Raw genomic sequence first — 12,505 nt, forward strand, 5'->3', positions numbered from 1 at the left:
GAAATGTCTGACGAGAAGTGGCAGAACCCGGTGGCCGGCTTCGGCGTGACCTTCAAGGCCATGTTCAAGAAGCGCCTCACCGAGCAGTACCCGGAGCAGCAGAAGACGACCGCCCCGCGCTTCCACGGACGGCACCAGCTCAACCGGCATCCCGACGGTCTGGAGAAGTGCATCGGGTGCGAGCTGTGCGCCTGGGCCTGTCCCGCCGACGCCATCTACGTGGAGGGCGCGGACAACACCGAGGAGGAGCGCTACTCCCCGGGCGAGCGCTACGGCCGCGTCTACCAGATCAACTACGCCCGCTGCATCCTGTGCGGACTGTGCGTCGAGGCGTGCCCGACGCGCGCACTGACGATGACGAACGAGTTCGAACTGGCCGACGCCAGCCGCGAGTCGCTCATCTACACCAAGGAGCAGCTGCTCGCGGGCCTGAGCGAGGGCATGGTCGAGGCCCCGCACTCGATCTTCCCCGGCACCGACGAGCAGGACTACTACCGCGGGCTGGTGACGGGCGCCGCCCCGGGCACCGTCCGGCAGGTGGCGGTCTCCAAGGGCGAGGAGCCGGCCGACGCCGCCGGCGGCAGCGCGGCGGAGGTGGGGGCATGAGCACCGTCGCCGCGACCGTCACCTCCAGCGGTGAGGCCGTGCAGTTCTGGATCCTCGGCACCGTCGCCGTCATCGGCGCGCTGGCCACGATCCTCATGAAGAAGGCCGTGCACAGCGCACTCAGCCTCGCCGGGACGATGATCATCCTGGCCGTCTTCTACCTCGCCAACGGGGCGTACTTCCTGGGCGTCGTCCAGGTCATCGTCTACACCGGCGCGATCATGATGCTCTTCCTGTTCGTGGTCATGCTCGTCGGCGTCACTGCCGCGGACTCCTTGAAGGAGACCATCAAGGGGCAGCGCTGGATGGCCCTCCTGTGCGGGCTCGGCTTCGGGATCCTGCTCTTCACCGGCATCGGCCACGCCGGGCTGAACCACTTCAACGGGCTCGGCCGGATCAACTCCGGCGGCCACGTCGAGGGCCTGGCGCAGCTGATCTTCACCAAGTACGTCTTCGCCTTCGAGATCACCGGTGCGCTGCTGATCACCGCGGCCGTGGGCGCGATGGTGCTCACCCACCGGGAGCGCACCGAACGGGCCGCGACCCAGCGGGAGCTGGCCGAGCGCCGCGTACGCGAGGGCGTGCAGCTCCCGCCGCTGCCCGCGCCCGGCGTCTACGCCCGGCACAACGCGGTGGACGTCCCCGGCCTGCTGCCGGACGGCACCCCGTCCGAGCTGACGGTCAGCAAGACGCTGCGCGCCCGCGGCCAGATCCGCGACGTCTCCGGCGAGGCGCTCGACGACCTCAAGGCGCTGGAGCAGCGTTCCGCGGAGCGCCTCGGCCGTGAGGAGGCCTCGAAGTGAATCCGGTCAACTACCTGTACCTGGCGGCCCTGCTGTTCACCATCGGTGCCGTCGGCGTACTCATCCGCAAGAACGCGATCGTGCTGTTCATGTGCATCGAGCTGATGCTCAACGCCTGCAACCTCGCCTTCGTCGCGTTCTCCCGGATGCACGGCAACCTCGACGGCCAGATCATCGCCTTCTTCACGATGGTCGTCGCCGCCGCGGAGGTCGTGGTCGGCCTGGCGATCATCGTGTCGCTGTTCCGTACCCGCCACTCGGCCTCGGTCGACGACGCCAGCCTGATGAAGCTGTAAGGGGTCGCTGTGGAGAACCTGATTGCGCTGCTGATCGCGGCGCCCCTGCTCGGAGCGGTGGTGCTGCTCTGCGGCGGCCGCCGGCTCGACCGGACCGGCCACTGGATCGGGACGCTGCTCGCGGCCGTCTCGTTCGGTATCGGCGTCGCACTGTTCGCCGACATGCTGGGGCGCAGCGCCGACGACCGGACGCTGACGCAGAACCTGTACACCTGGATCCCCGTCGAGGGCTTCCAGGCGGACATGGCCTTCCAGCTGGACCAGCTGTCCATGACCTTCGTCCTGCTGATCTCCGGCGTGGGCACGCTCATCCACGTGTACTCGATCGGGTACATGGAGCACGACGAGCGCCGCCGCCGTTTCTTCGGCTATCTGAACCTGTTCGTCGCGGCCATGCTGCTGCTGGTCCTCGCCGACAACTTCCTGCTGCTGTACTTCGGCTGGGAGGGCGTGGGCCTCGCCTCGTACCTGCTGATCGGCTTCTGGCAGCACAAGCCCAGCGCGGCCACGGCCGCGAAGAAGGCCTTCCTGGTCAACCGGGTCGGCGACATGGGCCTGTCGATCGCGATCATGCTGATGTTCACCACGTTCGGGACCTTCGCCTTCGGGCCGGTGTTCGGCGCGGTGGGGGAGGCCTCCGAGGGCATGCTCACCGCCATCGGCCTGATGCTGCTGCTGGCGGCCTGCGGCAAGTCCGCACAGGTGCCGCTGCAGTCCTGGCTCGGGGACGCGATGGAGGGCCCGACCCCGGTCTCGGCCCTGATCCACGCGGCGACGATGGTGACCGCCGGTGTCTACCTGATCGTCCGCTCCGGCGCCGTCTTCAACGCGGCGCCCGACGCCCAGCTGGTCGTGGTCGTCGTGGGCGCGGTGACGCTGCTCTTCGGTGCGATCGTCGGTTGTGCCAAGGACGACATCAAGAAGGCCCTGGCGGGCTCGACGATGTCGCAGATCGGCTACATGATCCTCGCCGCGGGCCTCGGCCCGATCGGCTACGTCTTCGCGATCATGCACCTGGTGACGCACGGCTTCTTCAAGGCCGGTCTCTTCCTCGGCGCGGGTTCCGTGATGCACGGGATGAACGACGAGGTCGACATGCGCAAGTACGGGGGCCTGCGGAAGTACATGCCGGTCACCTTCGTCACCTTCGGCCTCGGCTACCTGGCGATCATCGGCTTCCCGGGTCTGTCCGGCTTCTTCTCCAAGGACATGATCATCGAGGCGGCGTTCGCGAAGGGCGGCACGGAGGGCTGGATCCTCGGCGGGGTCACCCTGCTGGGCGCCGGCATCACCGCCTTCTACATGACCCGCGTCATGCTCCTCACCTTCTTCGGCGAGAAGCGCTGGCAGCCTGACGCGCAAGGCCACGAGCCGCACCCGCACGAGTCCCCGAAGTCCATGACGATCCCGATGGTCATCCTGGCCTTCGGCTCGGTCTTCGCCGGCGCCTTCTTCGAGATCGGCGAGCGCTTCCTGACCTGGCTGGAGCCCGTCACCGGCTACGAGCACGGCAACCCGCCGGTCAGTGCCATGACGGTCACCGCGGCCACCATGGTGATGCTCCTCACCGGCGTCGGCATCGCCTGGGGGATGTACGGACGCAGGCCCGTACCGGTCCTCGCCCCGCGCGGCTCCTTCCTCACCCGGGCCGCCCGCCGCGACCTCTACCAGGACGACTTCAACCACGTCGTGCTGGTGCGCGGCGGGGAGCACCTGACCCGCTCCCTCGTGTACGTCGACCACAGCCTGGTCGACGGCGTGGTCAACGGGACGGCCGCCTCGGTCGGCGGCCTCTCGGGCCGGCTGCGCAAGCTGCAGAACGGCTACGCCCGCAGCTACGCGGTCTCGATGTTCGGGGGCACGGCGATCCTGATCGCCGCGACCCTGCTGATGAGGGCGGTGTGACATGAACTTCCCGCTTCTGACGGTCACGGCCGCGGTGCCCGCGGTCGGCGCGATCCTCACGGCGGCCGTCCCGGCCGCCCGCCGGACCGCCGCCAAGTGGCTCGCGCTGCTCTTCTCCCTGGCGACACTGGCCCTGGCCGTGCTGATCGCCGTCCGCTTCGAACCCGGTGGCGACCGCTACCAGCTCACCGAATCCCGTTCCTGGATCGCCGACTTCGGCGTCCGCTACGAACTGGGCGTGGACGGGATCGGCGTGGTCCTCATCGGGCTCACCGCGCTCCTGATCCCCTTCGTGATCGCGGCCGGCTGGCACGACGCCGACCCGCTGGAGACGAGCTCCAAGCGCTGGCGCCCGACCCAGGGCTTCTTCGCCCTGATCCTGATGGTCGAGGCGATGGTGATCATCTCCTTCGAGGCCACCGACGTCTTCCTCTTCTACATCTTCTTCGAAGCCATGCTCATCCCGATGTACTTCCTCATCGGCGGCTTCGGCGACCGGGCGCACTCGGGCAGCGACGAGAACGCGGCCGCGCAGCGCAGCTACGCGGCGGTCAAGTTCCTCCTCTACAACCTGGTCGGCGGCCTGATCATGCTGGCCGCCGTCATCGGCCTGTACGTGGTGGCCGGGAACTTCTCGCTCCAGGAGATCACCGCCGCCCGGGCCGCGGGCACCCTCGACATGGCGACCAACACCGAGCGGCTGCTGTTCCTCGGCTTCTTCTTCGCCTTCGCGGTGAAGGCCCCGCTGTGGCCGCTGCACACCTGGCTGCCGAACGCGATGGGCGAGTCCACCGCCCCGGTCGCCGTACTGATCACCGCGGTCGTCGACAAGGTCGGCACCTTCGCGATGCTCCGTTTCTGTCTCGGCCTCTTCCCCGACGCCAGCAAGTGGGCCACGCCGGTGATCCTCGTACTGGCGCTGATCTCCATCGTCTACGGGGCGCTGGTGGCCGTCGGCCAGCGGGACATCAAGCGGCTGGTGGCCTACGCCTCCATCTCGCACTTCGGCTTCATCATCCTGGGCATCTTCGCGATGACCTCCCAGGGCCAGTCCGGCGCCACCCTCTACATGGTCAACCACGGCCTGTCGACGGCGGCGCTGATGCTGGTGGCCGGCTTCCTGATCTCGCGGCGCGGCTCGCGGCTCATCGCGGACTACGGCGGTGTCCAGAAGGTGGCCCCGGTCCTCGCCGGGACCTTCCTCATCGGCGGCCTCGCCACACTCTCGCTGCCGGGCCTCGCGCCCTTCGTCAGTGAGTTCCTGGTCCTGGTCGGCACCTTCGCCCGCTACCCGGTCGTCGGGATCATCGCCACCATCGGCATCGTGCTGGCCGCGCTCTACACGCTCGTCCTCTACCAGCGCACGATGACCGGCCCCGTGAAGGAGGAGGTCCGCACCATGCCGGACCTGCGCCTGCGCGAGGTGCTCGTGGTCGCCCCGCTGATCGCGCTGCTGATCGGGCTGGGCGTCTACCCGAAGGTCCTCACCGACATCGTCAATCCGGCGGTGGAACACACCATGTCGGACGTGAAGCAGACGGACCCGAAGCCCGAGGTCGCCGTCGAAGCCAAGAACGGGGAGGAGGCGAAGTGAGCACACTGACTTCCGCCCACAGCCTGTGGACACTGGCGGCCGACACGCCGGCCGACCGGATCCCGGCGCCGGTCATCGAGTACGCACAGCTCGCTCCCACCCTGATCGTGGTGGGCGCGGCGATCGTCGGGATCCTCGTGGAGGCCTTCGTGCCCCGCAGGTCCCGGTACTACGTACAGGTGTTCCTCGCCTTCGCGGCGCTGGCCTCGGCCTTCGCCGCGGTGGTCGGCCTCGCCGCCGGCGGGTACGGCTCGACCAAGGCCCACATCGCCGCGATGGGCGCCATCGCCGTGGACGGCCCCGCGCTGTTCCTGCAGGGCACCATCCTGCTGGCCTCGGTCGTCGCGGTCTTCACCTTCGCCGAGCGGCGCCTGGACCCGGCCGCGCACGGCAACCGGGTGGACTCCTTCGCCGCCCAGGCGGCCTCGGTACCGGGCAGCGACAGCGAGAAGGCCGCCGTCAAGGCCGGGTTCACCACCACCGAGGTGTTCCCGCTGGCCCTGTTCGCGATCGCCGGCATGCTGATCTTCCCGGCGGCCAACGACCTGCTGACCCTGTTCGTCGCCCTGGAGGTCTTCTCCCTCCCGCTGTACCTGCTCTGCGCCGTCGCCCGCCGCCAGCGGCTGATGTCGCAGGAGGCCGCGGTGAAGTACTTCCTGCTGGGTGCCTTCTCCTCGGCCTTCCTCCTCTTCGGCATCGCGCTGCTCTACGGCTACGCGGGCTCGGTGTCGTACGCGGTGATCGCCGACGTGGTCGACGGCACGATCACGAAGATCGACCCGGCGCTGGCCGGCACCATGGGCAACGACGTGCTGCTGCTCATGGGCGGTGCGCTGATCCTGACGGGCCTGCTGTTCAAGGTCGGTGCGGTCCCCTTCCACATGTGGACCCCGGACGTCTACCAGGGCGCCCCGACCCCGGTCACCGGCTTCATGGCGGCGGCGACCAAGGTGGCCGCGTTCGGCGCCCTGCTGCGGCTGCTGTACGTGGTCCTGCCGGGGCTGCGCTGGGACTGGCGCCCGGTGATGTGGGCGGTGGCCATCGTCACGATGCTGGCGGGTGCGGTGATCGCCGTGACCCAGACGGACGTCAAGCGGCTCCTGGCGTACTCCTCCGTCGCGCATGCCGGCTTCATCCTGGCCGGTGTGATCGCGACGTCGGCGGAGGGTGTGCAGTCCGTCCTCTTCTACCTGGCCGCCTACTCCTTCGTGACGATCGGCGCGTTCGCGGTCGTCACGCTGGTGCGCGACGCGGGCGGGGAGGCGACGCACCTGTCCAAGTGGGCGGGCCTGGGCCGGCGTTCACCGCTGACCGCGGCCGTCTTCGCGGTGTTCCTGCTGGCCTTCGCGGGCATCCCGCTGACGTCGGGCTTCACGGGCAAGTTCGCGGTGTTCAGCGCGGCGGCGCAGGGCGGTGCCGGGGTGCTGGTCGTGATCGGTGTCCTGTCGTCCGCGATCGCCGCGTTCTTCTACATCCGGGTGATCGTCCTGATGTTCTTCAGCGAGCCGAAGGCCGACGGCCCGACGGTGGCCGTCCCCTCGCCGCTGACGATGACGACCATCGCGGTGGGCGTCGCGGTCACCCTGGTCCTGGGCCTGGCGCCGCAGTACTTCCTGGACCTGGCGGGCCAGGCGAGCACGTTCGTCCGCTGACCGCTTTCGGCCCGGACGAAGGGCCCGGCTCCCCTCGGGGGAGCCGGGCCCTTTCGCGTGTGCGGTGCTACTCCGGCAGCCCCTTCGGTTTCATGGTGGTGAGGTCCAGGTCGATGGGGAAGGGCACGGAGACCTTCAGCCGGTCGTGGAAGATGCCCGTTGCGACATAGGCGCGTGTGGCCGGTTCGAGTTCGAACACGTAGACCACTGCCCGGTCGTTCTTGTTCTCGACCCGCCAGTAGTGGGGGATTCCCGCCCGGGCGTATGTGGCCGGCTTGGTTGCGCGGTCCCTTTCGATCGAATCAGGAGAGACGACCTCGATGGCCAGCCGGACGGACGCGGCGGGGACCCTCGTCTGTTGCTCGGTGCCCCGGGCCAGTTCCTCATCGACGACGAGGACGTCCGGCTCGGGCCGGTTCCGCCGGTCGATGTCGACGGTGAACTCTCTCATCACTTCGAGTCCGTCCGGAACCAGTGATTCGAGTTGCCATTCGAAGAATCGCAGGGCTCGCATATGGAAACGGGTTTGCGGACTCACGAAAATCAGGCTCCCGTCGATCAGCTCCGTGTGCGGAGGCAGGTTGGGAAGCCGGTCAAGGTCGTCGGCCGTCCACCCGCCCGCCGGCGGGACGGGCCAGTGCGGAGCGGGCTCCTGCTCAGGGGTCTCGGGATCGACGCTCATCGGTAGTGCTCCCATGCCACGGAGTCTCGCGAGTGCGACCAGCCTAGCGCCGGGGATCCGGGGAGCACCGTCCTTACGGGTGAGTCATATGCGCACGGCACTTGACCGCGCGGGCGGGTGGTCGGTGCCGACCGGGCCGCGGGGAAGCATCCGGTCCAGCCACTTCGGCAGCCACCAGTTGGTCCGGCCGAGGAGCGTCATGGTCGCCGGTACCAGCACCATGCGTACGACAGTGGCGTCGATGAAGATCGCGGTGGCCAGGCCGAGCCCGAACATCTTGGCGGAGGGGTCGTCGGCGACGGCGAAGGACAGGAAGACCGCCACCATGATGAGGGCGGCCGAGGTGATGATCCGGGCGGTGCGCGAGATGCCCTCGACGATCGCCGTGCCGTTGTCGCCGGTGCGCAGGTACTCCTCGCGTACGTGGGAGAGGAGGAACACCTCGTAGTCCATCGACAGCCCGAACAGGATGGCGAAGAGGAACATCGGGATGAACGACACGATCGGAACCGTCGCTTCCAGCCCGATGAGTGCGCCTCCCCAGCCCCACTGGAAGACCGCGACCATGATGCCGTAGGACGCGCCGATGCTCAGCAGATTCAGCAGTACCGCCTTGAGCGGTACGAGTACCGAGCGGAAGACCAGCATCAGCAGCAGGAACGACATCGCCAGCACGGCGGCGACGAACACCGGCAGGCGTTGGCTGGTGCGCCGGCCCACATCGGACAGGCTCGCGGCGGCGCCGCCGACATGGGCCCTGGCCGGGCCGTCCCCGACCGCCGTGGGCAGCACGTCGGTCCGCAGCCGGGCGATGGTGTCGGCCGTGGCCTTGTCCTGAGGGCTGGTGGTCGGGAACACCACGAGGGTCGCGATCCCGGTGGCCCGGTCGATGTGCGTCGGCGTGACGGATGCGATACCCGGATCCGCCGCGACCGCCCCGACGAGTCGGTCCAGCACTCCCGGATCACCGGTGGGGTCCGCGGCGATGACCAGGGGGCCGTTGGTGCCCGGGCCGAACCCCTCGGCGACGAGGTCGTAGGCCCGGCGCTCGGTACGGCTGTGGGGCAGTGAGCCGTCGTCGGGCAGGCCGACACGCAGGCCGAGCACGGGCAGCGTCGCGGTCAGCAGCAGCCCCGCCGCGCCGACCGCGTACGGCACCGGGTGCCGGCCGACGTGCCCGATCCAGCGACGCCACCCGGCGGCGTGGGCGGCGCCCGCCGCCGGGTCCCGCCGCCGTGCGAGCCGGCCCGGCTTCCTGCTCTGCAGAGCCCGGCCGATCCGGCTGATCCGGCCGGGCCGGGCCAGGCGCGGGCCCGCCACGCCGAGGAAGGCCGGCAGCAATGTCACCGACGCGAGCACCATCGTCAGGACGACGACCGAGACGGCAACCCCGCCCACCGTCATGAACGGCACGTCCGCGACCGCCAGGCCGAGGATCGACACGACGACGATGCCGCCGGCGAAGACCACCGGCCGCCCCGCCGTTGCCACCGCTCGTCCGGCCGCCGCCTGCGGATCGAGCCCGCACGCGAGGTACTCCCGGTGCCTGGCGAGCACGAACAGCGCGTAGTCGATGCCCACTCCGAGCCCGACCATGCTGCCCAGGACCGGCGCGAAGGCGGGGACGTCCGTCACCCCCGCCAGTACCGTCATCGTGGCGACCCCGACGGTCAGCCCGAAGACCGCCATGCCGATCGGCAGCGCGGCGGCGACGAGCGAACCGAACGCCAGGAACAGGATCGCGGCCGCGGCGAGCAGGCCGATCAGCTCGCTCACGCCGCCGTCGGGGTCGGAGAAGGCGTAGAAGAGGCTCCCGCCCATCTCGACGCGCAGGGGCAGTTCGGCACGCAGCCGGTCGCCGAGTTCGACGAGGGCGTCGAGGTCCTCGGCCGACAGCCGGCTCTGGTCGGGGTACTGCACCCGGACGACCGCGATCCGCCCGTCGGCCGAGACGAGGCCGCCGCGCACCGCGGTGTCCCCGCCCGCGTGGAGCGCCCCCGCCGGGTCGCTCGTGCCGAGCACGTGCGGCAGCCGCTTCACCTCGGTCTGCAGCCGAGTCAGAGCGGTGCGCGCGCCGTCGTCGAAGAACGTCGCGTCGTCGACGGGGGTGACGACCACTTGGGCGGTCATCCCCTCCTGGCCGGTGCCGGCCCGCTCGATCAGCTCCGCGGCCCGCTGGGAGTCCAGTCCCGGAGCGGTCATCGAGTCCGCGGTCCGCCCGCCGAAGGCGACGGCGGCGAGGACGGCGAGCGTGGCGATGATCAGCCATGCCGCGATCACCCGCCAGGGATGGCGGGCGGCGCTTGCGCCCACGCGCAACAGGGCTTTCGAGAGCATCGGGTCCTCCAACCACGTCGTCGGCCGTCCTTGTACGGCCGCCGATGCGTAAGGCTCGTCGCCACGGCGCTCCACGGCATCGGCCCGCGGGCCGCGGATCCGTCGGCCCCGGGGCGGAGCGACGACCCGTCCTTTCGGCCGATGCGCCGCGCGCCGCGGTCCCTAGGCTGAGAACCGTGCTCCGAGACGACCTGAGAACCCTGTGGACCGAACCCCGGCCGCCCGACGCGCCCGCCCGGGTGCGGCGGGACTGGGCGCTGCTCGCCGCAGGCCTCGCCGGTGTGGCGCTGGAGGCCATCCTGCGCGAGAACGTCGTGTGGCGGCCGGTGGCGGTGGTGTTCGCCGTATGGCTGTGCCTGCTGACCCTGTGGCGCCGGACCCGCCCGCTGGCGACGGTGACGCTGGCGTTCGGCTCGGTGGTCCTGCTTCCGGTGGCCTCGCTCGTCGCCGCGCCGCGCGAGCCCGTCGGCCTGTACACCGGCGCGGTTGTGCTCGTGCTGGTGTACGCGCTGCCGCGGTGGGGATCGGGACGCGAGATCGTGCTGGGAGGCGCGGTGATCCTCGCGGTCGGCGGTGTGTGTTCCGTCATGGACGAGACCCCGGTCGTCGAGAACGTCGTGGGCTTCGCCTTCCTGCTGCTGCCCGGCGTGGTCGGGGCCGCTGTGAGGTTCCGGGTGACCGCTCGCGAGCGGCAGTTGGACCAGGTGCGCTCCCGCGAGCGCGAGCAGCTCGCCCGCGAACTGCACGACACGGTGGCCCACCACGTCTCGGCGATGGTGATCATCGCCCAGGCGGGCCGGGTGCTCGCGGGAACCGACCCGTCCGCCGCCGTCGAGGCGCTGGAGGGCGTCGAGGAGGAAGGGGCGCGCACGCTGGAGGAAATGCGCGCCATGGTCGCCACGTTGCGCGACCGCGGGGTCGGCGCCGAGCTGGCGCCCCCTGCCGGAGTCGCGGATCTGGAGCGACTGGTGCGCACCCCGGGTGGTCGCCTCAGGGTCGACCTGGGGCTCGACGGCGAACTGGAGGCGCTGCCCCCGGCCGTGGACGCGGCCGTCTACCGGATCGTGCAGGAGTCGGTGACCAACGCGCTGCGCCATGCGGTCGACGCGACCGAACTCGTCGTCCGGGTCGCCGCGGAACGGCACACGGTACGGGTGAGCGTGCGCGACAACGGCCGGCGCACCGGCCGGGGTCGCGACGGATACGGACTTACCGGATTGCGCGAGCGCGCGACGCTGCTCGGCGGCACACTACGAGCCGGCCCGGGTACCGACCGGGGCTGGCATGTCGACGCCGAACTGCCGAGAGCGAGGAGCGAGAGCGGTGTCCATTCGCGTCCTCGTCGCTGACGACCAGACGATCATCCGCACCGGGTTGCGGATCATACTGAACGCCCAGCCCGGCATCGAGGTGGTCGGCGAGGCCGCCGACGGGCGGGAAGCGGTACGCATGGCCGGCGAACTGCGCCCCGACGTCTGCCTGTTCGACATCCGCATGCCCGTACTCGACGGGCTCGAGGCCACCCGGCTGGTCGCCGGCCCGGGCGTCGCCGACCCGCTGGCCGTGGTCGTCATCACCACGTTCGACCTCGACGAGTACGTCTACGGCGCGCTGCGCGCCGGCGCCCGCGGATTCCTCCTCAAGGACACGGGACCGGACCTTCTGGCGCAGGCCGTTCGGTCGGCGTCCGACGGTGAGGCGCTCATCGCGCCGAGCGTCACCGTCCGTCTGCTCCAGGCCTTCGCGGACCTGCCGGCCGGCCGGCAGGTGGCCCAGCCGGTCTCCCCCGTCACCGCCCGCGAGGAGCAGGTGCTCCTCGCCGTCGCTCGCGGGCTGACCAACACCGAGATCGCCGACGCACTGCACATCAGCCTCAGCACGGTGAAGACGCATCTGGCCAGCCTCATGGCCAAACTCTGCGCCCGCAACCGGGTCGAGATCGCGATGTGGGCCTACGAAACGCGCCGTATCCTCCCCGGAACCTGATCCGGGTGCCGTTCCCCTAGTGGCCGTGCGCGTGCGGCGCGGTGGGCGGCTTGCCCGGGGTGGGGGCCTTCCTCGGGCAGGTCAGGGCCGGGTTCCAGTTGTGGAAGCGGCCGGCCGGGTTCTTCCTGTACGCCCACATGTGCAGGTCGTAGTGCTTGGGCATGCCCGCCCAGTGGCCCGGCATGGGGCCGTCGAAGGGCACGCCGAACATGCTCGGCCGGTCGTCGGCGGTCTTCAGGTCCTGGTCCCGGTCGGTGGACATCCACTCCACGGTCTCCAGCCTGCGCAGGCCGTTCTTGTCCTTCTCCCGGCTGTAGAGGAGCGCCGTCGGCCTCGCCGGGTCCTTCGAACCCCAGTTGGCCTGCTTGACGTAGTGGTAGTTCATGGCGCCCACCCCGAACGGGTTCGTCATGCAGTCCTCGCCCTTCGGGACGTACCCGTCCCGGATGGCCACCCGCTCGTCCGCGTACTTGGCTGTCGCCGCGATCGCCGTCGCCATGTCCCGCATGGCCTTCGTGTTGCGCGGGTCGGGCGCGGGCCCCTCGACCCCGTGGGCCGGGACCACGGCGGTCAGGCCGAGGGTCACGGCGGCCGCGCAGGTGACGACGGACTTCAGGCTGCGTAGGGTCATGGCGGCGGCTCCT

The 12,505-nt window shown here is 70.3% G+C and carries 11 protein-coding genes; 8 read left to right on the top strand and 3 right to left on the bottom strand.

All coding sequences use genetic code 11. The features are described from left to right. Nucleotides 1–3 precede the first annotated feature (3 nt). From nuoI to nuoN, 6 genes are read left to right on the top strand one after another with little or no spacing between them, the layout of a single operon-like run. Nucleotides 4–606: an NADH-quinone oxidoreductase subunit NuoI gene (nuoI, locus tag NRK68_RS19740; RefSeq protein WP_030958922.1), complete on the top strand. Its 603-nt coding sequence runs from the start codon at nucleotides 4–6 to the stop codon at nucleotides 604–606. Next, a complete protein-coding gene (locus NRK68_RS19745) occupies nucleotides 603–1,409 on the top strand; it encodes an NADH-quinone oxidoreductase subunit J (protein ID WP_183066995.1) in 807 nt (268 codons plus the stop codon). The genes nuoI and NRK68_RS19745 overlap by 4 nt, the downstream gene beginning before the upstream one ends. Next, on the top strand, nucleotides 1,406–1,705 hold the full coding sequence (nuoK, locus tag NRK68_RS19750; protein WP_030958925.1) for an NADH-quinone oxidoreductase subunit NuoK: 300 nt from the start codon (nucleotides 1,406–1,408) through the stop codon (nucleotides 1,703–1,705). Before NRK68_RS19745 ends, nuoK begins: the two co-directional genes overlap by 4 nt. 9 nt (nucleotides 1,706–1,714) lie before the next feature. Next, nucleotides 1,715–3,610 (top strand): NADH-quinone oxidoreductase subunit L, encoded by a 1,896-nt coding sequence (nuoL, locus tag NRK68_RS19755; RefSeq protein WP_183066994.1) that lies wholly within the window; start codon nucleotides 1,715–1,717, stop codon nucleotides 3,608–3,610. A gap of 1 nt (nucleotide 3,611) precedes the next feature. Continuing rightward, nucleotides 3,612–5,204: an NADH-quinone oxidoreductase subunit M gene (locus NRK68_RS19760; RefSeq protein ID WP_183066993.1), complete on the top strand. Its 1,593-nt coding sequence runs from the start codon at nucleotides 3,612–3,614 to the stop codon at nucleotides 5,202–5,204. A gap of 5 nt (nucleotides 5,205–5,209) precedes the next feature. Next, complete coding sequence (gene nuoN / locus NRK68_RS19765) at nucleotides 5,210–6,856, top strand: NADH-quinone oxidoreductase subunit NuoN (RefSeq protein WP_259656668.1); 1,647 nt, start codon at nucleotides 5,210–5,212, stop codon at nucleotides 6,854–6,856. A gap of 67 nt (nucleotides 6,857–6,923) precedes the next feature. Here nuoN and NRK68_RS19770 read toward each other — a convergent pair whose 3' ends face one another. Together NRK68_RS19770 and NRK68_RS19775 are read right to left on the bottom strand one after the other, a co-directional pair. Continuing rightward, a complete protein-coding gene (locus tag NRK68_RS19770) occupies nucleotides 6,924–7,538 on the bottom strand; it encodes a Uma2 family endonuclease (RefSeq protein ID WP_183066991.1) in 615 nt (204 codons plus the stop codon). 84 nt (nucleotides 7,539–7,622) lie between these two features. Then, nucleotides 7,623–9,875, bottom strand: a complete 2,253-nt coding sequence (locus NRK68_RS19775; protein WP_183066990.1) for an MMPL family transporter — start codon at nucleotides 9,873–9,875, stop codon at nucleotides 7,623–7,625. A 176-nt stretch (nucleotides 9,876–10,051) separates the two neighbouring features. Here NRK68_RS19775 and NRK68_RS19780 point away from each other — a divergent pair, with 176 nt between their 5' ends. Beyond that, a complete protein-coding gene (locus NRK68_RS19780; RefSeq protein ID WP_183066989.1) occupies nucleotides 10,052–11,224 on the top strand; it encodes a sensor histidine kinase in 1,173 nt (390 codons plus the stop codon). Next, nucleotides 11,199–11,861 carry a response regulator gene (locus NRK68_RS19785; protein WP_257856343.1) on the top strand — a complete coding sequence of 221 codons (663 nt, stop codon included), beginning with the start codon at nucleotides 11,199–11,201 and terminating at the stop codon, nucleotides 11,859–11,861. Before NRK68_RS19780 ends, NRK68_RS19785 begins: the two co-directional genes overlap by 26 nt. Before the next feature lie 16 nt (nucleotides 11,862–11,877). Here NRK68_RS19785 and NRK68_RS19790 read toward each other — a convergent pair whose 3' ends face one another. Beyond that, nucleotides 11,878–12,492, bottom strand: a complete 615-nt coding sequence (locus tag NRK68_RS19790) for a hypothetical protein (RefSeq protein WP_257856344.1) — start codon at nucleotides 12,490–12,492, stop codon at nucleotides 11,878–11,880. Nucleotides 12,493–12,505: the final 13 nt, after the last annotated feature.

The organism is Streptomyces yangpuensis (assembly GCF_024666385.1).
GTDB classification, from domain to species: Bacteria; Actinomycetota; Actinomycetes; order Streptomycetales; family Streptomycetaceae; genus Streptomyces; species Streptomyces yangpuensis.